Genomic DNA, 24,389 nt, shown 5'->3' on the forward strand with positions numbered 1-24,389 from the left:
CGAGGCCACCGTCACCGCATCAGTCGCCACCGTCGCCGCATCCGAAGCATTCTTCGCAATCTCACGAATCGACGCCGTCATCTCCTCCGCCGCCGTCGCCACCGTCTGAATCGACGCACTGACCTGCACCGACGCCGACGAAGCCGACGCAGCACGATCCGACGTCAACGACGCCCCCTCACCCATCCCCTGACTCAACACCGTCAGCTGCTGGGAGGCCACCGAGACCTGCTCGGAGACCCGGCCGATGGTGGTGAGGTTGTCGCGGTAGGAGTCGAGCAGCACCGTCAGACCACCGGCCAGCTCCATCGCGAGCGGGTCCGGGCTGTCCAGGTCGAGTCGCCCGGTGAGGTCACCGGTGGCGGCCTCGCGGATGACGCGGAGCACCATCTCGATGGTGCGCCCGGCCTCCTCGGCGGCGGCCTTCTCCTGGGTGTCGCGGTCGACCTTGGCGATCGTCCGGGTGACCAGGTCGGAGATGCTGCGCAGCGCGTCGAGCCGCTCGGTGCTCCACCGCGCGGCGTCGGTGGCGAAGAACTCCATCGTCCCCACCACCATGCCCTCGACCAGCAGCGGTACGGCGACGGCGCTGAGCACCCCGGCACGGACCAGCTCGGCATGCCGCGGGCTGTCGGCGATCTCGTCCAGGTCGCGTACGACGACCACGTCCCCAGCAGCCCAGCACCGGCCCGACAGGCCGACGCCACGCGTCTCGCGGTTGCGCATCGACGCCGCGCTGACCGACGCACCGAGGCTGCCGGCCTCCAGGTCGCAGACCAGCAGGTCGTCGTGAATCTGGGAGGCGGTGGCGTAGGGCAGCCCCCACGCCTGGCGTGCCGCGGCGATCGCGTCGCGCACCACCAGGGCCGGCTCAGCGACCGTGGCGAGTGCCTGGAGGACGGTGTTGATCGCCTCGGCGTTGGCCCGGTTGTCCTCGGCCTCCTGGGCCACCTTGACGCGGTCCGTGGTCATCTCCCAGGTCGCCATCGAGCCGCTGAACGTGCCGTCCTCGGCGTACACCGCGGAGACGGCCATCTGGAGCGAGATGCCGCTGAAGTGCATCTCGGCGGCGAACGGCAGCTCGGACTCCGGGGTGACGAAGCCGGCGTGGAACTCGGGCCAGACATCGAAGACGTCGAGGCTGGTGCCGAGCAGGTCCTCGACACCGACGCCGATCGCGCCCCGGAAGCCGCCGAGCGTCACCCGGGCGGCGGCGTTGAAGTGCCGGATGATGTGGTTCTCGTCGGAGAACAGCACGTTGAGCGGCACGTCCTCCAGCAACGTCCAGAGCAGGTGCGCACCGAGGCCGTGGGACTCGTCGACGGCGACGACCTCCTCGGCGACGGCAGGCTCGACGACGTCGTCGACGAGCGGGGACGGGGCGGCGCTCACGGAGTCGGTGACACCGTCGATCCCAGCAGTACCGATCAACGCGTCGGGCGCGGTGGTCGGGGCGGGCACGACGGGCGTCGCCAGGGGCGCCGTCTCGATGTCGGTCACAGGGTTCCTCCGGTCGGATCGGGCGCGGTCGTCAGGTCGACCGCTCGGTCGGCGTCAAGGACGAGCAGGATGGCGTCGGTCAGGGGACGCACCCCGACCACCACCTCACGGACGTCGGCGGGCAGGTTCGACGGCGGCGGCTCCATGCCGAGGCCGCCGGGCTGCTCGGCGTCGATCACGTCGCCGATGTCGTCGACCAGCAGGCTGACGACCTCCCCGCGGCTGCGCACGATGACGTTCATCGGCAGCTCGCCCTCGGCCCGCTCGGGCAGCCGGAGCCGGGCCCGCAGGTCGACGGCGGTGACGATCTGGCCGCGCAGGTTGATCAGGCCGTGGACGGCCTCGTGGGCACGGGGCACCGGGGTCATCGGCTGGTGCCGCAGCACCTCCTGGACCTGGTCGACGTCGACACCGAAGTACAGGCCGGCGACCCAGAAGGTGCAGTACTGCTCGGTGGCGTGGGCGGTCTCGGTGCGGGTGGCGGTGCTCATGCGGGCACTCCCGTCTGGGCGACGACTGCTTCGAGGTCGACCAGGTCGGTGACCCGGTCCTGGACCACCGCGGAGCCGGTGACGCCCGGACGGCGGCCGACCAGGGTGGGCACGACCGCTGTCTCGACGACGTCGAGCACCCGGTCGATGACGATCCCGACGGCACGGTCGTTGCGCTCGTGCACCACCACCGAGACCTGCTCCAGGCCGCTGGAGGTGTCGGGCAGACCGATCGCCGGGGCGAGCCGGACCAACGGCAGGATGCCGTCGCGGTACTGGACCACCTCGGCCCCACCGGAGTACTCCACCCGCTCCAGGGCGAACTCCTCCAGACGGGCCACCGCGGCCAGCGGCAGCGCCGCGCGACGGCCACCGGAGACCTCCAGCACGAGCAGAGCCTCGCGGTCCTCGTCGTGCGTCTTGACCTCGGTGACGTCGGCCTGGACCGCGCCGATGCGCTGTGCCTGGGCGACACCGCCGACGTCGAGGATGAGAGCGACACGACCGTCGCCCATGATCGCGGCGCCGGCGTACATCGTCAGGGACTTGAGCTGGCGACCGATCGGCTTGACCACGATCTCCTGGGTGTCGTGCACCTCCTCGACGCACAGACCGAACTGGATGTCGTCGCTCTGCAGCACCACCACGGTCAGGGCCTCGGAGTCCGGGCGCGGACCGCCGAGGGCCTCCGAGAGCGTGATCAGGGGCAGCAGCTTGCCGCGCAGGCGCAGCACCGGCGCGCCGGCCAGGGTCTCGACGTTGCGCGAGAGCTCGGCGCCCTCGACCCGGACCAGCTCGACCAGGTTGGCCTGCGGGATCGCGTAGCGCTCCTCGCCCTCCCCCACGATCAGGGCGGGGATGATCGCCAGGGTGAGCGGGATCCGCACCCGGACGGTGGTGCCACGGCCGACCTCGCTGACCAGGTCGACCGAGCCACCGATGCGTTCGATGTTGGTGCGTACGACGTCCATGCCGACCCCGCGGCCGGAGACGTTCGTCACCTCGGGAGCGGTGCTGAAGCCCGGCCTGAAGATCAGGTTGATGAGCTCCTTGGCCTCCATCCGGGTGGCCTGATCACGGGTGATCACGCCCCGCTCGATGGCGACCGCGGCCAGCTTCTCCGGGTCCATCCCCTTGCCGTCGTCGGTGATCTCGACGACCACCTGACCGGACTCGTGGAAGGCCCGCAGCAGCAGTCGGCCGGTGCGGCCCTTGCCCGACGCGATCCGGTCCTCGGGACGCTCGATGCCGTGGTCCAGGGAGTTGCGGACCAGGTGGGTGAGCGGGCCCTTGAGGGCTTCGAGGAGCGAGCGGTCGAGCTCGGTGTCGTGGCCCTCCATCACCAGGTCGACCTCGCGGCCGAGCTGGTGGGACAGGTCCCTGACCATCCGCGGCATCTTGGCCCAGACCTGCCCGATCGGCTGCATGCGCGTCTTCATGACGCTCTCCTGCAGCTCGGAGGCGACCAGGTCGAGCCGCTGGCTGGCACGGGCCAGCTCCACGTCGTCGGCGCCGTTGGCGCGCTGCAGGATCTGGTTGCGGGTCAGGACGAGCTCGCCGACGAGCTGCATCAGGTTGTCGAGCAGGTCGACGTCGACCCGGATCGAGGAGTCGACGGCACTGCGCCGCTCCCCCTCCCCGAGCCCGTCGTGCTGCTCGGCGTCGGCGGGGTCGGCCATCTCGGCCAGGGCACGGGTCGCCGGTACGACGGCCACCTCGGGCTCGGCCGGGGCCGCAGCGACCGGGGTCGCCGGGGCCGCAGGGGCTACCGGCGCCACGGCGTCGGTGGACGCTGCCAGCGGCGGCGTCCCCATCAGCGCCGCGATCGCAGCCGACGGCACGCTGGGCGGGGCGGGCGGGCGGTGGTCCTCGACCGCAGCCGGGACAGCCGGGGTCGCCGGGGCAGCCACGTCGGCGACCTCGTCGACGACCGCGGCCGGAGCAGCGGGCGCAGCCGGCGCAGCGGGCACGACCGGTGCGGCAGGGGCCGGCTCGGAGGTCGCCACGGTGCCGTCGAGCAGCGCCTGGATCCGCGCCACCACCGGGTCGACGTCGACCCGCGGGTCGTCGTCCTTGCCGGTCTCCTCGATCACCTCGAGGAGCGAGCGGACCGTGTCCACCATCGCGAGCAGGGCGTCGCCGATGACCGGGGTCATCGTCTCCTGCCCGTCGCGCAGCTTCGACAGCAGCGTCTCCCCGACGTGGGTCAACCGCTCGAGCCGGCCGAAGGCCAGGAACCCCGAGGTGCCCTTGATCGTGTGGATCGTGCGGAAGATGCTCGAAAGCAGGTCCCGACTCCCCGGGTGCTGCTCCAGATCCACCAGGTCCTGATCGAGCTGATCCAGGTTCTCGTGACTCTCCACGAGGAACTCGGCGATGATCTCGTCGTCGTCATCCATGACAGGCGCTCCCTTCCGGGAGGCCTATCGGCATCCGAGGGCGGCGCTTGAGCGAGTGAGATCACATTTCCGGCTCCCGCATGGGAGCCGGAGGGGTCAGTCGCGCTTCTTCAACGCCTCGGAGAGGGCGTCGGAGAGCGAGGCCACCTCGGCCTCGGACGGGGACGCGGACTCCTGGTTGGAGGCGGTCAGCTCGGTCAGCAGCTCGGCGCGGTGCACGCTCACCGAGCGGGGTGCGTCGATCCCGACGCGTACGACGTCACCGCGCACCTCGAGGATGGTGAGCGTGATGTCGTCGCCGACGACGACGCTCTCGCCCACGCGGCGGCTCAGGACCAGCATGGGGCCACGCTATCGGACACCGCGGGCTCAGCCGAGCAGTGGCGCGTCGACGGCCAACCGCTGGTCGTCGAGGATCACCTGTGCGGCGAGCCCCGTGGTGGTGTTGACGATCAGCGGCGCCCGCAGGTTCACCGTGGTCGTGGTCAGGGTCGGACCGGTGTGCACGATCAGCAGCACCTGGACGTCGTTGATCTCGTCGATGCCGAGTGCCTCGGCGGTCTCGTCGTCGATCTCGGGGGCGAAGTCCGGGTAGAACGTGCCGGCCGGGACGGTCAGGAACTTGAGGCCGGCCTGGTCCAGACCGCGCAGCTCGGCGAGCACGCCACTGGCGTCCAGGTGCTCGAACTCGAAGCGGCGGGCCTCGGGGAAGCCCAGCATCGGACGGACCAGCTCGATCAGCGGCAGCGCCACCGCGGTCTGGTCCGGCTGGCCGTCACCGGCAGTGGCGGAGGCCACCGTGGATCGCACCATCACGCTCACCGGAGGAAGTCCAGGAGGCTGGGCTGGATCGTCTTGCCGGTCGCGGCGAGCGCGGCCTGGTAGGCGACCTCGGCCTGCTGCACGTTGATCGTGGCCTCGGCCAGGTTGACGTCCTCGACGTCGGAGAGCGACGTCTTGAGGCGGAGCTGGGCCTGCGAGGCGAGGTCGGAGGCCTGCTGCAGCCGGTTCATCCGGGCACCCTCGTCGGCCTGGGCCGAGGAGATCCGGGTGATGTCGGCCTGGACCGCGGCGATCGAGCTCTGGATGTCGGCGTTCGACCCGCTCTTGAGGGCGGCGGAGAGGTCGTTGAGGTGGCTGAAGACGTTGTCGCCGTCGGCACCGAAGACGGCGGTGCCGTCGGAGTCGACCCGAACCGAGACGCCGGAGCCGACCCGGCGGGTGACCGAGCCACCGTCGCCGACGTAGTTGCCGGTGGTGGTGTCGAAGGCCAGCGAGCCCGACGTGGTGCCGCCGAAGACCGGGCGCCCCAGGTAGTCGGTGTTGGCCTGCTGCAGGATGCTGGCGCGGATCTGGTCGACCTCGGTGGCGAGCGCCTCGGCGGCCGACTGCGACATCGCGCCGTCGTTGGCACCCTCCAGGGCGAGCACGTTGGCACGCTGCAGCTGGGTGACCACACCGCTGAGGGTGGAGTCGATGGTGGACAGCCAGGACTGGCCGTCGGAGGCGTTGCGCGAGTACTGGTTCTGCTCGGCAAGCGCGGTCCGGACCCGCAGCGCGGTGTTGGTCCCGGCGGCGTCGTCGGAGGGCCGGGTGATCTTCTTGCCGGTCTCCAGCTGCTCCTGATACTTCGCCATCGAGGACAGACCGCCCATGACGGCGTTCAGGCTCCGCTGGGAGATCATCTGCTGGGTCACACGAGTGATAGCCATGGCCGAGTCCTCACTGCTTCATGTTGATCAGGGTGTCGAGGATCGAGTCGAGGGTCTGGATCACCTTCGACGCCGCCTCGTACGCGTGCTGGGCCGCGACCAGGTTCACCGTCTCCTCGTCGAGGTTCACGCCGGCGAGCTGCTGCTGCTCGTCGGTGACCTGGCTGGTGAGGGTGGTCTGGTTCTTGGTCTGGGTGTTGACCGCCGCGACCTTGACGCCGAAGGAGGTCACCATCGCGGCGTAGTCGCTGGTGATGGTGGTGGCGATCGACATCTTGTCGGCGTTGCCGCCGTCCTCGTCGGGACCGCCGCCGTTGGCGTTGGTACCCAGCGGGCCGGTGGCCGGCGGCGTGGGCGCGTTGACGTTGGCCGAGGCGGCGATCAGGCCGGGGTCGGCGACCACCGCGTCGGCGACCTTGAGGCTGCCGGCGAGGTCGGTCGGGTCGCCGAAGGCGAGCAGGTCGCCGCCGGCGTCGCCGTACTTGTCCTTGCCGGCCGCGTTGGCGGCGTTGAGCTGGGTGACCAGCGTCTGGGCCAGCGTGTCGAGCGCTGCCTTCTGCGTCTTGAGGGTGTCGTTGACGACGTCGGTGACGGCGCCGAGCTCACCCGAGAGCGTGCCGGTGGCGGTGTTGAGGGCGGTCCCGCCGATGCTGTAGCTCAGGTCGCCGGTCGCGCTGGTCGCCATCGTGAGGGTGGAGGCCTTGTCACCGGTGACGAGCGCCACCGTGCTCGGCGTACCGCCGGCGTTGGCGACGCTGACGTTGTAGCGACCGTCGGAGGCGACGGTGACCTGTCCGCCGACCAGCTTGGCCAGCGAGAGCGCGACCAGGTCGCGCTGGTCGTAGAGCGCGCCGACGTCGGTGCCGTTGTTCTCCGCGGTGTAGATGCTGCGGTTGAGGTCGGCCAGCTGGCTGGCCGCGGCGTTGATCTGCTGCACCGCGGTGCCGGCGTGGGAGCGCTGGTCGGCGGCCTCGTCGGTGATGTTCGCGGACTGGGTGCGGATCGCCGCCGCCAGCGCGTCGGCCTTGGCCACCACCGTCTGGCGCGCCGACTGGCCGCCCGGGTTGCTGGTGAGGTCCTGGAGCGAGGCGTTGAAGTCGCTGATCGCGGCGTTGATGCCGCTGGTGCCGGGCTCGTTGATCGCCGTCTCGACCCGCGACAGGATCGTCTGGGTGGTGGTGAGGTAGCTCAGCTTGGCGTTCTCGCGCCGCACCCGGGCGTCGATCAGGGCGTCGTAGACCCGCTGCACGCTCTGGGTCTTCACGCCGTCGCCGTGGCCGTCGTAGAAGGCATACATCGCCGACTGGCCGGTGTTGCCGACCTCGGCCGCGACCGCCTGCCGACGGACGTACCCCTCGGTCTTGACGTTGGAGACGTTGTTGCTGGCCACGTCCATCACCACCTGCTGGTAGCGAAGGGCGCTCAGGGCGGTGTTGAGGCCGCTGAAGGTGCCGGTCATGGTCACAGGGTCCTGTCTACGAGTCGCGGTCGGGGGGCGGTCTGCACCATCTCCCCGGTCGGGCTGTACTGCTGTTCGGAGGAGGCGCCGCTGATCGCGAGCAAGGTCTCGCGAGCCGAGCGGTAGCCGGCGGTGATCAGGGTGCGGTTGGTCTCGGAGAGCTCGGCGATGTCCCGGGTGACCGCGACGAACGCGTCGCGGTGCTCGGCCAGGATCGAGCGCCAGGGCTCCTCGGCGGCCGCGGCCAGGGCCGAGAGGGTGGGGTTCTCCCCCAGGCCGAGCTCGGCGCCGACCTCGTTGGCGGCCACGGCGCGCAGCACCTCGGTCTCGCGGACCGTGATGAGCAGGTCCTCGACCTCACGGTTGGCCTGGGTCAGCCAGCGGCTCCGGCCACTGGCCAGGACCAGCTGCTCGACCTCGAGCTTGTAGGCGAGAAGCTCGAGCAGCTCGCGCTCGCGCCACAGGATCAGGGACAGGTTCTCCATCAGGCCGACACATCCACGTAGACCGAGGCACGTGTGCGCTGCGGCGCGAAGTGCTGGGTGGCCTTGAGCTGCTGGCCGGTCTGGGCCAGCGTCTGCGGCAGCCGGACGAGGAGCTCACGCTGCCGGGCGGCGATGGCCTGGGCCCGAGCGACCAGGGCGGCGGGGATCGGCGCGACCACCGTCGGCGGCTCCCAGGTCGTCGTCACCGCGGAGCGGTCGTCGACGGGGTGAGCGCCCTCGGCGAGGTCGAGGTCCCGCTCGAGGTCATCGAGGATCACTCCCCACATGGTCGTGGCGTCCATCGTGCCTCCTGTCGGTGTCGTCGGGGTGCTGGGTGCGGGGGTCGGCGTACTCACGCGGGCTTCGCGGCGGCCTGCATCGCGGCCTGCGTCCACATGTCGGCGAGCTCGCGGGAGCGGGTGAGCGCCTCCAGGGCGGCACCGCGGTTCTGCTGCACGTTGGCGACGACGAGCTGGCGGGTCACCCAGTCGTAGAGCGAGAGCAGCTGGCGACCGGCCGGCATCCCCTCGACCTCCAGGGTGGTGGTGAGGTGGATGAGGATGGCCTGGGCGTGCTGGAACTGGGTGTTGCACTCGGCACGGTCGCCCGCGTCGAGGGCGAGCAGGCCGCGCTCGCAGTCCAGGACCAGCCGCTCGAAGAGCATCACCAACAGGCGTGCCGGGCTCGCTGTGTTGACCGACGCGAGCTGGTACGTCGCCCGCGGGTCGCGCTTCATCGTCACGGTCATCCCATCGGCCGGGCCGGCGTCAGGATGAGGAAGACGACGAGGACGACGAGAGACCCTCCAGCGCCGAGGTCAGCCAGGTCTGCTGGGCGCTGAGCTTGCTCAGCGTGGTCTCCAGGTTCGTGTAGAGCACCTGGAGGCTGGCCTTCTTGACCGCGAGCCGGTCGTCCCAGTCGGCGATCTGCGTGTTGTACCGCGTGATCGTGGCCTGCTGCTGCTTGAGCATCTGGGTCAGCTGGCCGTCGGACTTGAGGATGGTGTTGTCGCTCTGCAGACCCGCGGTGCCCGAGATCTGCTTGCTCACCGACACCAGCCGGCTGGCGAACCCGTCCGGCCCGGCGATCGCGTCCTGGACCGCGCTCGGGTCCTTGGCGTAGGCCGCGGCGAACTTGTCGGCGTCGAACTGGAACTGGCCGTAGCGGTCGATCGAGACGCCGATGCTGTTCAGCACGCCGCCGGTCGAGGTGTAGACGGTGCCGAGGATCTGCTGACCCAGGCCGCGGACCAGGCTGTCGCCGGCGAGGGCACCGGAGTCGGTGGCGGCGTCACCACCCGAGGTGGTCGGGGTCGAGCCGTACGACGTCGCCGAGCTGATCGTGGAGAGCACGGAGTTGATCTGCTGGACCATCGCCTTCAGCGCGGTCGAGCGACTCGCGGCGTCGGCGGAGATCACCACCGAGGAGGTGGCCCCGACAGCGGTGCCGGCGGCCAGGGTGATCGAGACACCCGGCAGGACGTCGGTGAAGGTGTTGGTCGACGAGGTCACCGTGACGCCGGCGCCGATGTCGATCGAGGCGTTGGTGCCGGCCACGGAGTTGGCCGCGCCGAGGTTGAGGTTGGCGCCACTGAGGTCGAGGCTTCCGGCGCCGGTCGTGGTCGCCCCGAGCAGCACCCGGTAGGTGCCGTCGCCGAGGCTGACGCTGGAGGCGCTGATCACGGACTGACCCTTGTCGTCCTTGAGCGCGTTGAGGTTGGCCAGGACGGACTTGAGGGTGCCGTCGCCGGTGTCGACCGAGCGGGTGGTGCCGTCGGCGAGCGTCAGCGTGAGCGAGCTCGAGGGGTCGGCGACCACGTCGGTCAGCGCGTGTGCGTCGGCGAAGCTGAGCTTGGCCGCACTCGCGGTGGAGTTCACGGTCAGGGAGAGGTTCGCGGCGGTGGCCGTCGTACCGGCACTGACGGCGATGCTGCTGTTGGTCGACGTCGCGGTCAGCTGCTTCCAGGTGCTGCCGGTGGAGAAACTGGCGGCGGCGGTCCCCAGAGCCTGGATGGCCGAGTTGATCGACTGCATCGTGCTGAGCTTGGTCTGCTCGGTGCTGAGTCGGGTCTTGAGCGCATCCTGCGGGAGCGTCTCGACCGCCATCAGCTGGGTGATGATGCTGCTGGTGTCGAGGCCACTGGCCAGGCCGCTGAACTGGATCGTTGCCATCAGAACTCCGGGACGTCGGTGGTGGAGAAGTGGAAGAACCCGGGTACGGCGGCCGCGGAGGCCGTCGTACCCGGGTTCAGATCACTCACTGCAGGAGCGACAGAACGCTCTGGGCGTTGCTGTTGGCCTGCTTGAGCATCGACGTACCAGCCTGCGAGAGGATCTGGGTACGCGTGTAGTTGCTCATCTCAGCCGCCATGTCGGTGTCCACGATGGAGCTGTTAGACGCCTGCAGGTTGGTCTGCGTGACCGACAGGTTGTTGATCGTGTGCTGCAGACGGTTCTGGAAGGCACCGAGGTTGGCGCGGAGCGTCGAGACGTTCGCGAGCTGAGCGTCGATGTCGTCCAGGGCGTTCGACCAGTCGGTCGCCGAGGCGGAGCCGGCGAGGCTGCCGGCAGCACCCAGGAGGGTGGAGCCGCTCAGGTCGACCTTGTTGGCACCACCGGTGGTGAGGTCGATGTTGAGCTGGTTGCCACCGTTGTTCGTGGCCGAGCGAGCACCGATCTGGAAGTTCAGGTTGGCCGAGCCGTTGAGCAGCTTGGTGCCGTTGAACTCCGTGGTGTTGGAGATACGGTCCAGCTCGCTGGAGAGCTGGGAGATCTCCGTGACGATGTTGCCCTTGGCAGCAGAGTCGTTGGAGTCGTTCGCGCCCTGGACGGTCAGGGTACGGACACGCTGCAGGATGGACTGGACCTCGGTCAGAGCGCCGTCGGCGGTCTGAACGACGTTGATGCCGTCCTGGGCGTTGCGGATGGCCTGGCCGATGCCGTTGACCTGGGCGGTGAGGCCCTGGCTGATGGCGAGACCGGCAGCGTCGTCGGCCGCCTTGTTGATCCGCAGACCGGAGGAGAGACGCTCGACCGACGTCGACATCGACGACTGCGTCGAGGTCAGGTTGCGGTACGCGGTCAGGGCGTCGATGTTGGTGTTGATGCGGAGGCTCATGAGAGGTTCCTTCCTGGAGGGTGAAGCGGTTCCGAGAGCCCGTCCGTGGGCTGTCAGCGTGATGATCGGCGCCGCCCGGAGGCACCTGAGGGAAGATTCGGCGTTTTTTCCGCAACGCCCTCGGATCGGGACCGTCCCAGCCGATCGATGAGGCCGTGAAGATCTTCGCCTGGACGACGGCGCTGCCCACGGATGCGAGCTACCAGTATCGGATCAAGGCTCCCCTGGTGGAGATCGCCCACCACGGCCTGGCCTCGGTCACGATCGGCGACAGCCTCTCCCCCGACCTCGACGCGGACGTGGTGATCAACCACCACCTGGCCCACCCGAGCTTCGTCGACCACTGGGCGCGGCAGGGCGAGCGCAGCGCGCTGGTGCTGGAGCACGACGACGACTACGTCAACATGCGCAGCGACCACCCGACCTTCAGCAGCGGGATGACCTGGGACGAGTACGTCGACTTCGGCCGCGACTCGGTGATCCGAGCACTGAACGTGGCCGACCTGATCACCGTCTCGGTGCCGCACCTGGCCGAGGTCTACCGCGAGCACACCGACACCCCGATCGTGGTGCTGCCCAACACCGTCGACGAGGTGCTCTTCCAGGTGCCGCAGCGGGTCCGCGCCCCCGGCGAGCAGCTGATCGTCGGCTGGGGCGGCACCACCACCCACGGCCGTGACTGGGCCCAGTGCGGTGCCGGGGTGAAGTACGGCCTGACCAAGGCGCGGGCGAAGATGGTGATGATGGGCGCCGACTTCCGTGCCCAGCTCGGCTACCGCGACACCGAGTTCCGGCAGTGGACCGACCAGATCGACGAGTACTACCTGGCCATCCACGGCTGGCATGTCGTGATCGCGCCGCTCACCGACGAGCTGTGGAGCCGCTCGAAGAGCCCCCTCAAGGCGCTGGAGGCCGCCGCCCTCGGCGTCCCGGCCGTGGTCGGGGACGCGACGCCGTACCGCGACTTCGTCGTCGACGGCGAGACCGGCTTCCTGTGTCGCACCGACGACGACTGGATGCGGGCGATCCGCGCCCTGGGCGCGGACGAGGAGATGCGGCTGGAGATGGGACGCCGGGCACGCGAGCGGGCCCGGGCGTTCGTCACCACCGACTGGGCCGAGCGCTGGGTCGAGGCCTACGGCCGGGCGGTGGCGCTGCGCGGGGAGCGGGCCGCCGTCTGAGCCCCTGAGTGGGATAACTGCTGGCGAACCACCCCCGAGAGCGCCCAGGGAGCGCCCCGAGGCAGCACGTTCGCCGGCACTCAACGCCGCCGGTGCAGCCGAACCGGGAGCTGCTCCACCGAGACGCCGACGTTGTGCACCGGCCCGGCCCCGGACCAGACCGGCGGGCCGACCACCTCGACGTCGAAGCGGCGCAGCAGCGCGCCGAGCATCGCCTGGATCTCGGTGCGGGCCAGGTTGGCGCCGAGGCAGAAGTGCGCCCCGCCGCCACCGAAGGACAGGTGCGGGTTCGGCGAGCGGGTGATGTCGAACTCGTCGGGGCGGTCGTAGACCCGCTCGTCGCGGTTGCCTGCGGGATACCAGAGCACCACCCGGTCACCGGCCGCGATCTGCCGGCCGCCGAGCTCGACGTCCCGGGTCGCCGTACGGCCGAACATGAGGGCCGGGCTGGACCAGCGCAGCACCTCCTCCGCAGCGGTCGGGAGCAGGCCGGGATCGGCCCGCAGCGCCGCGACCTGGTCCTCGTGCCGGATCAGCTCCAACAGGCCCTGAGACAGGGCGTTGCGGGTGGTCTCGGAGCCGGCGATGGCCAGGATCATGAAGAAGGCGTCCAGCTCGGCGCCCGAGAGCCGGGCGACATCACCGTCGGGGCCGTCGGCCCCGGCCTGGGCGAGCAGCGACCAGATGTCGTCGGCGGGCTCGCGGCGCTTGTGCTCGGAGAGCCGCTGGGCGTACTCGTAGATCTCGACCATCAGGGTGCCGTAGTCGGCCTCGGAGATCTGGTTGGCCGGGTCGGCGGCCTGGAGCAGCAGGTCGGTGCGGCCGAAGACCCAGGCGCGGTCGTCCTCGGGGATGCCGACGATGTCGGCGATGACGTGCATGGGCAGAGGGAACGCGATGCGGGAGACGAAGTCGACCTCGTGCCCAGGGACGAAGTCGACGTCCCCCGCCCGCTGGTCGAGCTCGTCGAGGATCCGCTCGGCCCGCGCCGCGATCCCCTCCTCCAGCCGGGCGATCATCCGCGGGGTGAAGCCGTTGCTGATCAGCCGGCGCAGCCGCTGGTGGTCCGGTGGGTCGAGGGCGACCAGGAGCCGCATCTCGCGGAAGGCCGGGTCGGCGAGCAGACCGGGGCCGTCGGTGGTGCTGAACGTGGTCGGGTCCCGACTGACCTGGACGATCTCCTCGTGCCCCACCACCGACCAGTACGGCGTCTCCCGGCCGCTCGGGGCACGGTGCCAGTGCCGGTGGACGGGGCCGGCTGCCCGGAGCCGGGCGAAGAGCTCGTGCGGGGCGCCCGAGGCGTAGTGCCGCCGGTCGCTCAGATCGATCTCGCCCTCGCGGAGCTCGCGCTTGTCGGCCATTGACCCGTCCTCGTCGGTCCGCTCGGCGGCGACCCTCGCCGCCCGAGTGAATACACGCGTAGTCAAACTAAAAGTAGTCAGTGCCAGTGTCAACGGTTCCTGCCACAATGGGCAGGGTGAGCGACGGAACCCGCACCTGGCGCGGCAAGGATCTGGCCGAGCGCGCCTCGGTGCGCCGCAACCAGCTGTTCACCGCCGCCCTCGACCTGATCGACGAGGGCGGGATCACCGCGGTCACGGTCCGCGGCGTGTGCGCCACCTCGCGACTGACGGCGCGCTACTTCTACGAGAGCTTCACCGACCTCACCGACCTGATCACCTCGCTCTACGACGAGCTCGCCTCCCAGGCGGTCGAGGCGATCGCCAGCGGGGTCACCTCGGCGATCGACGACGAGACCGACCCGCTGGGCAGCTTCGTCAGGTCGGGGATGGCCTACCTGAGCGCCGATCCCCGCGCCTGCCGGTTCCTGCTCGTGCACGCGGCCGGGCATCCCCCGATGCACCAGCGGCGCCGGGCGCTGATCGACGACCTGCTCGCTCGCGCCACCCGGATCTGGACCCGGGCGGTCCCCGACGCGCCGTCGCTGGTCACCTCGGGCCTGGCGGCACGGTTCGCGCTCGGCGGCCTGATCGAGTTCGCGACGGCGTACCTCGAAGGGCGTCTCGACCTCACCGAGGACGAGTGCGCCGAGGCGGCACTGGGACTGCTGCGCGCCTTCGTCACCTCCGAGGGCGGCCTGCACACCTCCTGAGCAGGCCCCACCCGGCAGGGTGCGGGACTCAGCCCGCGGCGTTCAGCTCCGAGGCGCTCGGGCGCCCACCACCGCGCAGCCCCTCGGCATGACGGGTGGCGACGGCGGCGAAGTACGCCTCGCGACGACGGTTGGCGCAGCCGCCGGGACGGGCCGAGGCCTGCACCAGGGACGGCTCCAGGGCGGTGTTGAGCGCGTCGCGCAGCAGCACCAGGGCCTCGGCACGCATCTGCGAGATCCGGGAGTCGGTGACACCGAGCTCCTCGGCGATCTCGGCCATCGGGCGCTCGGCGAAGAAGTAGCCCTGCACCACGGTCCGCAGCCGCTCGGGCAGCTCCTCGATCGCCTCGCGCAGGTAGGTGAGCTTCTCCTGGTACTCGACCAGGGCCTCCGGGCTCGGCGCCCGGGTCGGGATCAGCTCGTCGAGGGAGGAGGTCAGCGAGCCCTGCAGCGAGAGCACCTGGGCGCGGTTGACGTCGTCCTCGTTGGCGACGACCTCCTCGACCGTCATGCCGAGCGCGGTCGCGATCTCGGCGGTGGTCGGGGTGCGGCCCAGGCTGCCGGCGAGCTGGGCGCGGGTGGCCTCCAGGTCGCGGGCACGGCGACGGACCGAGCGCGAGGCCCAGTCGACGCTGCGCAGCTCGTCGAGGATGGCGCCACGGATCCGCGTCGCGGCGTAGCGCTCGAAGGGGACGCCGCGCTCGGCGTCGTACGCCTGCGCGGCCTGGACCAGCGCGGTGAGGCCCGCCGAGGTCATGTCGTCACGGTTGACGTGCGAAGGCACCCGGCCCATCGTCTCGCGGACGATATGCCCGACCAGCGGCATCGCGCTGGTGATCAGGTCTTCGGTGAGCGGGGAGGTACCACCCGGAGGAATCTGCACGGTCACGACAGAACTGTGGCACCCCGCGCGGCCCTGCATCGCTCCTGGGACAAGGTTTAATCCGCCCACGCCCCCAATTAAGGACCCCGGTCCCATAACCGGGGATCAAGACCCAGGATCTAGGTCCCAAGTGGGGAGTAGTCACAAGCGCGGACCATGCGTGATGCCAGGTCCCGGAGTGGCACCACCTCGTGGGCCAGGTCCGCCATCACCACCGCTCCGGGCATGCCCCACACCACCGAGGACTCACGGTCCTGAGCGATCACATGGGCGCCCTGAGCAGCCAGGATGCGGGCTCCCTCGAGGCCGTCCTGACCCATCCCGGTGAGCACGGCGGCGACCACCCGGCCCCCGTAGACGTCGGCGACGGTACGGAACAGGACGTCGACCGCGGGGCGGCAGAAGTTCTCCTGGGGACCCGAGGTCAGACGGACCGTCGGGGTCCCAGCCCGGCTCACCAACGTGAGGTGCTGGTCGCCCGGCGCGATCAGGACCTCACCACGGGCCGGGATCTCCCCATCGGCAGCCTCGCGCACCGTCAGAGGAGAAAGCCGGTCCAGACGCTGGGCCAGCATCGCGGTGAAGACCGGCGGCATGTGCTGCACCACCAGCACCGGCACCCGCAGGTCGGCGGGCAGGTCGGCCACGACCCGGGCCAGGGCGTCGGGACCACCCGTCGAGCAGCCGATCACCAGCACCTCCGGCGGGCCCGCCGGACGCGCCACCGTACGCCGGGCGGCCCGCACCGGCGGCACCGCGGGGGTCCCGACCGGCTCGGAGCGACGCGGCCGCGGCGCGGCGTCGTGGGTGAGCAGCCGCATCCCGACCAGAGCCCGGATCCGGGGCACCAGCTGGTCCCGGACCGAGGCCAGCCCCTCGGCCACCGACCCGGTGTTGGACGGCTTCGTGACGTAGTCCGAGGCGCCCCGCGAGAGCGCCTCCAGGGTCGCGGCGGCACCCCGCTCGGTCAGGGTGGAGAACATGATCACCGGCAGTCGCGGGTGGGTGGCGCGGATCTGCTCCAGGGCGCCGAGGCCGTCCAGGCGGGGCATCTCGATGTCGAGGGTGACCACGTCCGGGTCCAGCGCCCGGACCAGGTCGACCGCCTCGATCCCGTCACGGGCCTGTCCGATGATCTCGATATCGGACACCGGGGCGAGCGCCGCGGCGATCAGCCTCCGAATCAACGCAGAGTCATCGACGATCAAGACACGGATCACGATGTGGTCCATCGGCCCTTTCGCTCAGAACCTGACAGGTCGGTCCGATGGAAAGCCTGTGACCCTGTCCTCAGCCAGCTTTCGCACCATCGCCACGCTCGTTCGGCGCGAGACGGCGATGGCGTACTACGACGAGGCCAAGGGCTATCTGATCGAGGCCCGGCTGATGCCGCTGGCCGCAGCCGCCGGACACGGCACCGACGTCGACACCTACATCGGCCGACTGGGCACCGACCTGATCGAGCAGCGCAAGGCCGTCGACGCGCTCACCATCAACGAGACCAGCTGGTTCCGCGACCAGTCGCCGTACCAGGCCTTCACCCAGCACATGCTGCCCGGACTGCTCGAGGCCCGCGCCACCACCCGCCACCTGCGGATCTGGTCGGCGGCCTGCTCCAGCGGCCAGGAGGCCTACTCCATCGCGATGCAGCTCGACCAGCACCTGCCGGCCGGCTGGACCGCCGAGATCGTCGCCACCGACGTCTCGGAGTCGATGGTCGAGCGGGTCCGGCGCGGCCGCTACAGCCAGGTCGAGATGAACCGCGGCATGCCCGCCACCAGCCTGGTCCGCTACTTCACCCGGCAGGGCAGCGAGTGGGAGGTCGTCCCGAAGCTGCGCGAGATGGTGACCGCCCGCACCTTCAACCTGGCCCACCCGATGATGGGGATGGGCCTGTTCGACGTGATCCTGCTGCGCAACGTGCTGATCTACTTCGAGCCCGACGTGAAGTACGACGTCCTGCGCCGGATCCACCCGCACCTGGCCCACGACGGCTACCTGCTGCTGGGCTCGACCGAGACCACCCTGGACATGCCGGCCACCGTCTCCGGGCTGTGGCGCACCGAGTCTCTCGGGCGCGTGCAGGCCCACCGCAGCAGCACCGCGCCGGCCACCGCCACGCACTCCACCCTGACCCCGCCCACCCCGCCTCTGGCGTCCCCGATCGGAGCTTGACCATGCGCGCGATGATCATCGACGACTCCCGAGCGATGCGGAGCATCCTGCGCCGCATCGTCTCCGGACTCTCCTTCGAGACCTCCGAGGCCGGTCACGGCCAGGAGGCGCTCGACCTGCTCGAGGAGGCGACGGCTCAGGGCGAGACCCCCGATCTGTGCCTGATCGACTGGAACATGCCGGTGATGGACGGCTACACCTTCATCCGCAGGGTCCGGGCCAACCCGGCCTGGCGCAACATCACGCTCATGATGGTGACGACCGAGTCCGAGCAGGGCCAGATCGTCAAGGCGCTCGCCGCCGGTGCCCACGAGTACGTGATCAAACCCTTCACCCCCGACGCGATTGTGGAGAAGCTCGAGATGCTCGGTCTGGTACGAACGGAGGTGGCCTGATGACCCTGGCCCCCGAGATGCACGATGTCGCCGACGTGGTGGCCCAGGTGTGGAGCAGCTTCCTCGGTGAGGACCACCCGCTGCTGCCGACGTACGTCGAGGTCGGCACGCCCTTCGACGCGGAGCAGGCCTGGTCCGCGGCGGTCTCCACCACCGGGGGCTGGGACGCGACGGTGACCGTCGAGCTCTCCGCCGACCTGGCCTACGTCGTCACTCGGGTGATGATGGCGCTGCCGACCGACGTCGAGAGCGTCGACGACGCCGACGTGGCCGACGCCGTCGGCGAGCTGGTCAACATGATCGGCGGCAACATCAAGTCGCTGATGCCCGGCCCGAGCGTGCTCTCCCTGCCCGCGGTGGCCGCCGGTCGCGCCGCCCACCCGAGCGGCTCCACCGAGATCTCCCGCTACGACGGTCTCTGGCGCGGCCAGCCCGTCCGGGTCAGCGTGCACACGCCCGCCGCCTCGCCCCTCGCCTGATCCGGCGACCGCTCAGCTTCACCCAGCTACGCCTAGAAGGACCTGTCATGAAGATCATCGTTGCCGACGACAGCCGCGTGATGCGCCAGATCGTCATCCGTACCCTGCGCCAGGCCGGTCACGGTGGACACGAGATCGTCGAGGCCGAGAACGGCCGCGACTGCCTGGAGAAGGTCGCCACCGAGAACCCCGACCTGGTGCTCTCGGACTGGAACATGCCCGAGATGAACGGCATCGACTGCCTCAACGTGCTCCGCTCCTCGGGGAACCAGGTGAAGTTCGGCTTCGTCACCTCCGAGGGCTCCGACGACATGCGGGCCCGTGCCCGCCAGTCCGGCGCGCTCTTCCTGATCGCCAAGCCGTTCACCGCCGAGACCTTCGACGAGCACCTGCGGGACGTGCTGGTCTGATGTCGGCGCACCTCCCCACCGCCAAGCAGGTCCGCGATCTGATCACCGACCTGCTCGGACGCGAGGTCACCCTCGCCCCAGCACCGCCGTTCGCGCCGGGGCCGAAGGCGCCCGCCTCGATCGCGGTCTACGTCGACGACTCGCTGCGGGTCACCGGCCTGATCGCCGTCGACCTGCCGTGCTCGGCCTACCTCGGTGCCGCCCTGGCGCTGGTGCCGGCCAAGGTCGCCGAGGAGGCCGTCGAGCTCGGCACCCTGGACCAGAGCCTGGCCGAGAACCTCTACGAGGTGCTCAACGTGGCCGCCTCGATGTTCAACGTGCCCAACGCCGCCCACCTCAAGCTGCACGCCCTGCACCCCGCCGGCGTCCCCCTCGACCCGATGGTGCGCGCCCAGGCGCTCACCCTGGGCCGGCGCGAGGACCTCAGCGTCGAGATCAGCGGCTACGGCACCGGGCAGCTCAGCGTCGTCATGGTGGCGTGAGCCTGCGATGAGCGCGCCCCGGCCGTTCTCGATCGGCGTCGCGATGATCGTGCGCGACGAGGAACGCTGCCTCGGCCGCTCGCTGGCACCGCTGCGCGAGCTGCGCCGGGCCGGCGTCCTCGACCAGCTCCTGGTCCTCGACACCGGCTCGGTCGACGCCACCGTCGCCCTCGCCGAGCAGTACGGCGCCACGGTCCGCACCACCACCTGGACCGACGACTTCGGTGCCGCCCGGAGCACCGCGATGGCGCTGTGCGAGACCGACTGGGTGCTGATGCTCGACGCCGACGAGGCGCTGGACGGCGACCTGGCCGAGACCGCCGAGACGCTGCGCCGGCTGCAGTGGACCTCCCCCGACTTCGTCGGCGAGATCGAGGTGGTCAGCACCATCGAGGCCCGGATCGCTGCCGGGGACGGCTCCCACCGCACCACCACCAGCGGCTGGATCCCCCGGCTGCTGCCGGCCGGGACCCTCTGGTGCGGGCGGGTGCACGAGCAGCCGGTCTGGGACGGTCCGTGTCGACGTACGACGATCAGGGCGAGCCACGACGGCTACGCCCCCGAGGTGATCGCGGCCAAGCGTGGGCGCAACGCCGCCCTGCTCCGCGCCGAGGTCGCCGAGCACCCCGGCGACGCCCACCTGTTGCTGCAGTACGGCCGTGCGCTGGAGGCCGACCGTGACTTCGCCGAGGCCGCCGCGGTCTACCAGCAGGCGCTGGCGCTGACCCCGACCAGCGAGCCGGCCCGGCATGACCTGGTGGTGCGGATGCTGTTCACCCTGGGGCAGGCGGGTCGCACCGCCGACGCGGTCGCCCTGGCCGAGGCCGAGAGCCGACGCTGGGCCGACTCCCCCGACTTCCACTTCTGCCTGGGCGACCTGCTGCTCGACCACGGCCTGGCCCACCCGGAGGCCACCGCCGAGGTGCTGCCGCTGATCGAGGGCTCGTGGCTGCGCTGCCTGGAGCTGGGCGAGCGACCCGAGCTGGTCGGTGCGGTCGCGGGCCGGGGCTCGCACCTGGCGGCGTACAACCTGGCCGTCCTGTACGAGGCGATGGGCCAGCAGACCAAGGCCGCCGAATATCAGCAGCGATTTCGGGACCTCCAGTCCTCAGATAGGGCCTGAGCGGGCCGAAGAAGAGGGACGAGCAAGGATCGCTCGCCTCTCGCCGAAGGACCGGCACCCGCGTTTCGTACTTCCCCAGCCAACTACTTCGGAGGGCTGCTCCGTGTCCTTTGGTGTCACTGATGCCGTCACCTTGACGCTGCACACCGCACTCAACGGCTATTCGACCCGGCAGAACGTCATCGCCGACGACATCGCCAACGTCGACACTCCCGGCTACCGCGCCCGCACCGTCGAGTTCGAGAGCTCGCTCAAGGCTGCGATCGCCAACGGCGACTTCAACCCGCGCACCTCCGACGTGGTCGCGACCCAGATCGACACCCAGACGCCCGTGGGTGCCAACGGCAACAACGTCGACCTCCGCAAGGAGACGATGGCGGCGATCCAGACGCAGTACAGCTACCAGATCGTCGGCCGCGCCCTCTCCGACCAGTTCACCCTCCTCAAGACCGCGACAGGTGGTACCGCCTGATGGGCGCCTTCGACATGCTGAGCATCGCCAACACCGGGATGGGCGCGCACCAGACCTGGCTCGATGCTCTGGCCGGCAACATCGCCAACGTCAACACGATCAAGCCGACGAGCGAGGCGGCTGTGACCGCCAAGTTCCCGGTCTTCACCGCCGACGCCAACGGCGGCGTCGACGTGGCCGGCTTCGCGCAGAGCTCCACCGAGGGCATCGTGGTGAACTCCCCCGACAGCCCGCTGGCCGACGCCAACGGCAACGTCCGCGCCCCGTCGATCGACATGGCCAGCCAGATGAGCCAGCTGATCATGGCCCAGCGCGGCTACCAGGGCTCGGTCCAGGTGACGAAGTCCGCCCAGGACACCTACGACTCCGCGCTCTCGATCGGAGCCAAGTGATGAGCGTGTCCGGCATCGAGGCCATCTCCGGCTTCGAACCCCTCAACTTCATGAACTTCGGCGCCGACGACGTCTCGCTGACCTCCAGCGTGGCCGGCACGTCCGCCGGTACGTCGGCCACCAGCGGGCTCGACTCGCTCTCCGGCGTCAGCGGCACCAGCGGCTCCAGCTCGTCCAACGAGTTCGGCGACATGCTGCTCCAGGGCATCGACTCGATGGAGAGTCGCACCGACAAGGCAGCCGACCTCTCGGTCAAGGCCGCCACCGGTGACCTGGACGCGATCCACGACTACACGATCGCTGCGAGCGAGGCCCAGCTGGCCACCCAGCTGACGGTCGCGGTGCGGGACAAGGCCGTCTCCGCGTTCCAGCAGATCATGCAGATGCAGGTGTGAGTAGATGCGCGAGAATCTGACTCGGCAGTTCAGCCGCTACGGCCGGACGTTCGCCGACTTCACCGTCGGCCAGAAGGCCGTCGCCCTGATCGGGACCGCCGCGCTGCTGCTCGGCGGCTTCCTGGTGTTCCGGTGGGCCTCGGCCCCCACGTACTCCCCGCTGTACTCCAACCTGGCCGCCTCCGACGCCTCCGCTGTCGCCGACGAGCTGACCAAGGAGGGTGTGAAGTACGAGCTGACCAACGGCGGTGCCACCATCCTGGTGCCCAAGACCCAGGTCGACTCGGCCCGGATCGCGATGGCAGGCAAGGGCCTGCCGGCGTCGAGCTCGCAGGGCTACCCGATCCTGGACAACCAGTCGCTGTCCACCTCGGACTTCCAGGAGCAGACCAACTTCAAGCGGGCGATGGAGGGTGAGCTCACCAAGACCATCGAGGCGATCGACGGGATCGACACCGCCGTGGTCCACCTGGCCATCCCGGAGAAGCAGGTCTTCAGCGACTCCCAGGACCCGACCACCGCGTCGGTGCTGGTCAAGACCGGCGTCGGGCAGAGCGTCTCGGCCGACAAGGTGAAGACGATCGTCAACCTGGTCGCCAGCTCGATCGGCGGCCTCGACCCGTCGAAGGTGACCGTCGCCGACGCGACCGGCAAGGTGCTCACCACCGAGACCGACTCGGCCGCCGGTGCTGCCAGCACCCAGGCCGCCGAGGTCTCCGACTTCCAGAACGAGATGCAGACCCGTCTGCAGAGCACGCTGGACCAGGTGGTCGGCGTGGGCAACTCGACCGCGACCGTCACCGCGAACCTCAACTTCGACAAGACCACGACGAAGAAGCGGGTCTACACCTACGACAAGAACGTCCCGCCGCTGTCGGAGACGACCTCGATCGAGAAGTACAACGGCACCGGTTCCGGGTCGAATGCCGGCGTCGGCGGGGTCGTGGGCCCCGACGGCCAGATGGACCCCGTCCAGATCAGCGGCTCGCCCAGCGGCTACGCCAGCGAGACCACCACCAAGGACAACGCCGTCGGCCAGGTCGACACCGTGACCGAGGCAGCACCCGGCAGCGTCGGCTCGCTGCACATCGCGGTGATGCTGGACTCGGCCAAGGTCGGCACCATCCAGCCCGCCGACATCCGCAACTACGTGGCCGCCGCGACCGGGATCAACACCGCCCGCGGTGACACGGTCGACGTCACGTCGATGCCGTTCGACCGGACCGCCGAGAACGCCAACGCCGCCGAGCTGGCCAAGGCCGAGGCCGCCAAGGCCGCTGCCCAGCGCTGGACCTGGATCCGCAACGGTGGCCTGGTCGCGATCGTCGCCCTGATCATCCTGCTCGCGTACCTCAAGTCGCGGCGCAAGGCGAAGGCCCGGGAGCTGGCCACCAGCTACGTCGTCGAGCAGCTCCGCTCCGAGGCCGACGCCCGCGCCACGGCCCAGGCCAACGAGCTGGAGGCGGGCCGGCTTCTGGCCGAGCTGGAGCACTCCGGTCCGGCCGAGCCCAACCCGGCAGACGAGATCCGTGAGCAGCTCAACTCCCTGGTGGAGCGCCAGCCCGAGGACGTCGCAGCCCTGCTGCGCGGCTGGCTGGTGGACCACAAGTCATGAACGCGAGTCCCACGATGAGTCCTTCCACCGCGACGGCGCCGACGATGTCGATCCCGACGATGACCCCCGCCCTGGCCGTGATGGCGGCCAACGGCGGCGGTCTGGCCGGGACCGCGGGTGTCCGCAAGGCCGCGATCCTGCTGATCCAGCTGGGTCAGGAGCGGGCTGCGGCGGTGCTCAAGCACCTCTCCGAGTCCGAGGTCGAGGCCGTCACGGCGCAGATCTCCCAGCTCGACATGATCACCGCCGCCGAGACCGACACCGTGCTCTCGGAGTTCCACGAGCTGATGGTGGCGCGGGCGCACATCGCCCAGGGCGGCTTCAGCTTCGCCCAGCAGCTGCTGGAGAGCTCGATCGGCGAGGAGCGCGCGGCCGAGATCATCGACCGGCTGCACGCCGCCGCCGTCCAGATGCCGTTCCAGTTCCTGCACCGGGCCGACCCGGCCCAGCTGCGCGGCTTCATCGCCGAGGAGCACCCGCAGGTGATCGCCCTGGTGCTGGCGCACATGACGCCGGACAAGGCCTCGCTGCTGCTCTCGGGCCTGCCGGCCTACCAGCAGGCGATCGTGGCCCACCGGATCGCCGTGATGGACCGCACCTCCCCGGAGATCATCAGGGCCGTGGAGTCGGTGCTGGAGCGCAAGCTCTCCTCGATGCTGCAGCCCGCCGAGGTCTCCCGCGTGGGTGGCGTGGACCCCCTGGTCAACATCATCAACCGCTCCGACCGGCCCACCGAGCGCCAGATCGTCGAGGGCCTCGAGGGGCTCGACCCGACCCTGGCCGACGAGGTCAAGAGCCGGATGTTCATGTTCGAGGACATCGTCGGCCTCGACGACCGCTCCGTGCAGCAGGTGCTGCGCCAGGTCGACACCGGCGACCTTGCCCTCGCCCTCAAGGGTGTCTCCACCGCGGTGCGGAACAAGATCACCAGCAACCTCTCCGAGCGTGCCGCAGAGAACCTCCTCGAAGAGGTCGAGCTGCTCGGCGCCGTCCGCCTGGTCCAGGTCGAAGAGGCCCAGCAGGCGATCATCCGCACGATCCGCCAGCTCGAGGAGCAGGGCCAGATCACGGTGCGTCGTGGCAACGACGAGGAGTTCGTGATCTGAGCCTG

The 24,389-nt window shown here is 70.1% G+C and carries 28 protein-coding genes; 13 read left to right on the forward strand and 15 right to left on the reverse strand.

Annotated elements, in window-relative coordinates; all coding sequences use genetic code 11:
• From Q1V88_RS16175 to Q1V88_RS16230, 12 genes are all read right to left on the reverse strand, one after another.
• Window positions 1-1,500 (reverse strand): GAF domain-containing protein (locus tag Q1V88_RS16175; protein ID WP_300682327.1); only part of this gene is annotated, 1,500 nt, incomplete at its 3' end.
• Complete coding sequence (locus Q1V88_RS16180; protein WP_300682328.1) at window positions 1,497-1,991, reverse strand: chemotaxis protein CheW; 495 nt, start codon at window positions 1,989-1,991, stop codon at window positions 1,497-1,499. The genes Q1V88_RS16180 and Q1V88_RS16175, both read right to left, overlap by 4 nt.
• Complete coding sequence (locus Q1V88_RS16185) at window positions 1,988-4,390, reverse strand: chemotaxis protein CheA (RefSeq protein ID WP_300682329.1); 2,403 nt, start codon at window positions 4,388-4,390, stop codon at window positions 1,988-1,990. The genes Q1V88_RS16180 and Q1V88_RS16185 overlap by 4 nt, the downstream gene beginning before the upstream one ends.
• A gap of 96 nt (window positions 4,391-4,486) precedes the next feature.
• Entirely contained in the window at window positions 4,487-4,732 is a 246-nt protein-coding gene (csrA, locus tag Q1V88_RS16190) for a carbon storage regulator CsrA (RefSeq protein WP_300682330.1), read from the reverse strand.
• A 27-nt stretch (window positions 4,733-4,759) separates the two neighbouring features.
• Entirely contained in the window at window positions 4,760-5,188 is a 429-nt protein-coding gene (locus Q1V88_RS16195; RefSeq protein ID WP_300682331.1) for a flagellar assembly protein FliW, read from the reverse strand.
• Window positions 5,189-5,208: 20 nt separating this feature from the next.
• Window positions 5,209-6,102, reverse strand: a complete 894-nt coding sequence (gene flgL, locus Q1V88_RS16200) for a flagellar hook-associated protein FlgL (protein WP_300682332.1) — start codon at window positions 6,100-6,102, stop codon at window positions 5,209-5,211.
• 10 nt (window positions 6,103-6,112) lie between these two features.
• On the reverse strand, window positions 6,113-7,561 hold the full coding sequence (gene flgK, locus Q1V88_RS16205; protein WP_300682333.1) for a flagellar hook-associated protein FlgK: 1,449 nt from the start codon (window positions 7,559-7,561) through the stop codon (window positions 6,113-6,115).
• A 2-nt stretch (window positions 7,562-7,563) separates the two neighbouring features.
• Window positions 7,564-8,046 carry a flagellar protein FlgN gene (locus tag Q1V88_RS16210; protein ID WP_300682334.1) on the reverse strand — a complete coding sequence of 161 codons (483 nt, stop codon included), beginning with the start codon at window positions 8,044-8,046 and terminating at the stop codon, window positions 7,564-7,566.
• Window positions 8,046-8,348, reverse strand: coding sequence for a hypothetical protein (locus Q1V88_RS16215; protein ID WP_300682335.1), 303 nt, complete (start codon window positions 8,346-8,348; stop codon window positions 8,046-8,048). The genes Q1V88_RS16210 and Q1V88_RS16215 overlap by 1 nt, the downstream gene beginning before the upstream one ends.
• A 50-nt stretch (window positions 8,349-8,398) precedes the next feature.
• Window positions 8,399-8,782 carry a flagellar export chaperone FliS gene (gene fliS / locus Q1V88_RS16220; protein ID WP_300682403.1) on the reverse strand — a complete coding sequence of 128 codons (384 nt, stop codon included), beginning with the start codon at window positions 8,780-8,782 and terminating at the stop codon, window positions 8,399-8,401.
• Between the two features lie 31 nt (window positions 8,783-8,813).
• Window positions 8,814-10,217 (reverse strand): flagellar filament capping protein FliD, encoded by a 1,404-nt coding sequence (fliD, locus tag Q1V88_RS16225; RefSeq protein ID WP_300682336.1) that lies wholly within the window; start codon window positions 10,215-10,217, stop codon window positions 8,814-8,816.
• A gap of 85 nt (window positions 10,218-10,302) precedes the next feature.
• On the reverse strand, window positions 10,303-11,163 hold the full coding sequence (locus Q1V88_RS16230; protein ID WP_300682337.1) for a flagellin: 861 nt from the start codon (window positions 11,161-11,163) through the stop codon (window positions 10,303-10,305).
• A 155-nt stretch (window positions 11,164-11,318) separates the two neighbouring features.
• On the opposite strand from Q1V88_RS16230, the gene Q1V88_RS16235 reads away from it, so the two are divergent.
• The gene (locus Q1V88_RS16235) at window positions 11,319-12,344 is read left to right on the forward strand and encodes a glycosyltransferase (protein WP_300682338.1); all 1,026 of its coding nucleotides are present in this window, start codon (window positions 11,319-11,321) and stop codon (window positions 12,342-12,344) included.
• A gap of 80 nt (window positions 12,345-12,424) precedes the next feature.
• Here the strand turns inward: Q1V88_RS16235 and Q1V88_RS16240 are convergent, their stop codons facing one another.
• The gene (locus Q1V88_RS16240; RefSeq protein WP_300682339.1) at window positions 12,425-13,705 is read right to left on the reverse strand and encodes a cytochrome P450; all 1,281 of its coding nucleotides are present in this window, start codon (window positions 13,703-13,705) and stop codon (window positions 12,425-12,427) included.
• 116 nt (window positions 13,706-13,821) lie between these two features.
• On the opposite strand from Q1V88_RS16240, the gene Q1V88_RS16245 reads away from it, so the two are divergent.
• Complete coding sequence (locus Q1V88_RS16245; RefSeq protein ID WP_300682340.1) at window positions 13,822-14,457, forward strand: hypothetical protein; 636 nt, start codon at window positions 13,822-13,824, stop codon at window positions 14,455-14,457.
• Window positions 14,458-14,485: 28 nt separating this feature from the next.
• Here Q1V88_RS16245 and Q1V88_RS16250 read toward each other — a convergent pair whose 3' ends face one another.
• A complete protein-coding gene (locus tag Q1V88_RS16250) occupies window positions 14,486-15,346 on the reverse strand; it encodes a FliA/WhiG family RNA polymerase sigma factor (RefSeq protein WP_300682341.1) in 861 nt (286 codons plus the stop codon).
• A gap of 113 nt (window positions 15,347-15,459) precedes the next feature.
• The gene (locus tag Q1V88_RS16255; protein ID WP_300682342.1) at window positions 15,460-16,572 is read right to left on the reverse strand and encodes a chemotaxis response regulator protein-glutamate methylesterase; all 1,113 of its coding nucleotides are present in this window, start codon (window positions 16,570-16,572) and stop codon (window positions 15,460-15,462) included.
• Window positions 16,573-16,618: 46 nt separating this feature from the next.
• On the opposite strand from Q1V88_RS16255, the gene Q1V88_RS16260 reads away from it, so the two are divergent.
• The 11 genes from Q1V88_RS16260 to fliG all read left to right on the forward strand — a co-directional run bounded on the left by Q1V88_RS16260 (window position 16,619) and on the right by fliG (window position 24,384).
• On the forward strand, window positions 16,619-17,515 hold the full coding sequence (locus Q1V88_RS16260; protein WP_300682343.1) for a protein-glutamate O-methyltransferase CheR: 897 nt from the start codon (window positions 16,619-16,621) through the stop codon (window positions 17,513-17,515).
• A 2-nt stretch (window positions 17,516-17,517) separates the two neighbouring features.
• Window positions 17,518-17,910: a response regulator gene (locus Q1V88_RS16265; RefSeq protein ID WP_300682344.1), complete on the forward strand. Its 393-nt coding sequence runs from the start codon at window positions 17,518-17,520 to the stop codon at window positions 17,908-17,910.
• Window positions 17,910-18,389 carry a chemotaxis protein CheX gene (locus Q1V88_RS16270; protein ID WP_300682345.1) on the forward strand — a complete coding sequence of 160 codons (480 nt, stop codon included), beginning with the start codon at window positions 17,910-17,912 and terminating at the stop codon, window positions 18,387-18,389. Before Q1V88_RS16265 ends, Q1V88_RS16270 begins: the two co-directional genes overlap by 1 nt.
• 47 nt (window positions 18,390-18,436) lie before the next feature.
• A complete protein-coding gene (locus Q1V88_RS16275; RefSeq protein ID WP_300682346.1) occupies window positions 18,437-18,799 on the forward strand; it encodes a response regulator in 363 nt (120 codons plus the stop codon).
• A complete protein-coding gene (locus Q1V88_RS16280; RefSeq protein WP_300682347.1) occupies window positions 18,799-19,281 on the forward strand; it encodes a hypothetical protein in 483 nt (160 codons plus the stop codon). The genes Q1V88_RS16275 and Q1V88_RS16280 overlap by 1 nt, the downstream gene beginning before the upstream one ends.
• 7 nt (window positions 19,282-19,288) lie before the next feature.
• Window positions 19,289-20,404, forward strand: a complete 1,116-nt coding sequence (locus Q1V88_RS16285; protein ID WP_300682348.1) for a glycosyltransferase — start codon at window positions 19,289-19,291, stop codon at window positions 20,402-20,404.
• A 103-nt stretch (window positions 20,405-20,507) separates the two neighbouring features.
• Window positions 20,508-20,876 (forward strand): flagellar basal body rod protein FlgB, encoded by a 369-nt coding sequence (gene flgB / locus Q1V88_RS16290; protein ID WP_300682349.1) that lies wholly within the window; start codon window positions 20,508-20,510, stop codon window positions 20,874-20,876.
• Window positions 20,876-21,268, forward strand: a complete 393-nt coding sequence (locus tag Q1V88_RS16295; protein ID WP_300682350.1) for a flagellar basal body rod C-terminal domain-containing protein — start codon at window positions 20,876-20,878, stop codon at window positions 21,266-21,268. The genes flgB and Q1V88_RS16295 overlap by 1 nt, the downstream gene beginning before the upstream one ends.
• Complete coding sequence (gene fliE, locus Q1V88_RS16300) at window positions 21,268-21,663, forward strand: flagellar hook-basal body complex protein FliE (RefSeq protein WP_300682351.1); 396 nt, start codon at window positions 21,268-21,270, stop codon at window positions 21,661-21,663. The genes Q1V88_RS16295 and fliE overlap by 1 nt, the downstream gene beginning before the upstream one ends.
• Before the next feature lie 4 nt (window positions 21,664-21,667).
• The gene (gene fliF / locus Q1V88_RS16305; RefSeq protein ID WP_300682352.1) at window positions 21,668-23,278 is read left to right on the forward strand and encodes a flagellar basal-body MS-ring/collar protein FliF; all 1,611 of its coding nucleotides are present in this window, start codon (window positions 21,668-21,670) and stop codon (window positions 23,276-23,278) included.
• Between the two features lie 14 nt (window positions 23,279-23,292).
• A complete protein-coding gene (fliG, locus tag Q1V88_RS16310) occupies window positions 23,293-24,384 on the forward strand; it encodes a flagellar motor switch protein FliG (protein ID WP_300682353.1) in 1,092 nt (363 codons plus the stop codon).
• Window positions 24,385-24,389: the final 5 nt, after the last annotated feature.

It is taken from the genome of Nocardioides sp. (genome assembly GCF_030150155.1).
Classification (GTDB): domain Bacteria; phylum Actinomycetota; class Actinomycetes; order Propionibacteriales; family Nocardioidaceae; genus Nocardioides.

Bases quoted from the DNA above. Each gene is read 5' to 3' on its own strand.
- Q1V88_RS16295 (WP_300682350.1), top strand. From the start codon at position 20,876: ATGGGCGCCTTCGACATGCTGAGCATCGCCAACACCGGGATGGGCGCG.
- Q1V88_RS16180 (WP_300682328.1), bottom strand. From the start codon at position 1,991: ATGAGCACCGCCACCCGCACCGAGACCGCCCACGCCACCGAGCAGTAC.
- Q1V88_RS16275 (WP_300682346.1), top strand. From the start codon at position 18,437: ATGAAGATCATCGTTGCCGACGACAGCCGCGTGATGCGCCAGATCGTC.
- fliS (WP_300682403.1), bottom strand. From the start codon at position 8,782: ATGAAGCGCGACCCGCGGGCGACGTACCAGCTCGCGTCGGTCAACACA.
- Q1V88_RS16265 (WP_300682344.1), top strand. From the start codon at position 17,518: ATGCGCGCGATGATCATCGACGACTCCCGAGCGATGCGGAGCATCCTG.
- Q1V88_RS16215 (WP_300682335.1), bottom strand. From the start codon at position 8,348: ATGGACGCCACGACCATGTGGGGAGTGATCCTCGATGACCTCGAGCGG.
- fliF (WP_300682352.1), top strand. From the start codon at position 21,668: ATGCGCGAGAATCTGACTCGGCAGTTCAGCCGCTACGGCCGGACGTTC.
- flgK (WP_300682333.1), bottom strand. From the start codon at position 7,561: ATGACCGGCACCTTCAGCGGCCTCAACACCGCCCTGAGCGCCCTTCGC.
- Q1V88_RS16240 (WP_300682339.1), bottom strand. From the start codon at position 13,705: ATGGCCGACAAGCGCGAGCTCCGCGAGGGCGAGATCGATCTGAGCGAC.
- Q1V88_RS16285 (WP_300682348.1), top strand. From the start codon at position 19,289: ATGAGCGCGCCCCGGCCGTTCTCGATCGGCGTCGCGATGATCGTGCGC.
- csrA (WP_300682330.1), bottom strand. From the start codon at position 4,732: ATGCTGGTCCTGAGCCGCCGCGTGGGCGAGAGCGTCGTCGTCGGCGAC.
- Q1V88_RS16210 (WP_300682334.1), bottom strand. From the start codon at position 8,046: ATGGAGAACCTGTCCCTGATCCTGTGGCGCGAGCGCGAGCTGCTCGAG.
- fliD (WP_300682336.1), bottom strand. From the start codon at position 10,217: ATGGCAACGATCCAGTTCAGCGGCCTGGCCAGTGGCCTCGACACCAGC.
- Q1V88_RS16185 (WP_300682329.1), bottom strand. From the start codon at position 4,390: ATGGATGACGACGACGAGATCATCGCCGAGTTCCTCGTGGAGAGTCAC.
- fliG (WP_300682353.1), top strand. From the start codon at position 23,293: ATGAGTCCTTCCACCGCGACGGCGCCGACGATGTCGATCCCGACGATG.
- Q1V88_RS16255 (WP_300682342.1), bottom strand. From the start codon at position 16,572: ATGGACCACATCGTGATCCGTGTCTTGATCGTCGATGACTCTGCGTTG.
- Q1V88_RS16230 (WP_300682337.1), bottom strand. From the start codon at position 11,163: ATGAGCCTCCGCATCAACACCAACATCGACGCCCTGACCGCGTACCGC.
- flgL (WP_300682332.1), bottom strand. From the start codon at position 6,102: ATGGCTATCACTCGTGTGACCCAGCAGATGATCTCCCAGCGGAGCCTG.
- Q1V88_RS16270 (WP_300682345.1), top strand. From the start codon at position 17,910: ATGACCCTGGCCCCCGAGATGCACGATGTCGCCGACGTGGTGGCCCAG.
- Q1V88_RS16280 (WP_300682347.1), top strand. From the start codon at position 18,799: ATGTCGGCGCACCTCCCCACCGCCAAGCAGGTCCGCGATCTGATCACC.
- fliE (WP_300682351.1), top strand. From the start codon at position 21,268: ATGAGCGTGTCCGGCATCGAGGCCATCTCCGGCTTCGAACCCCTCAAC.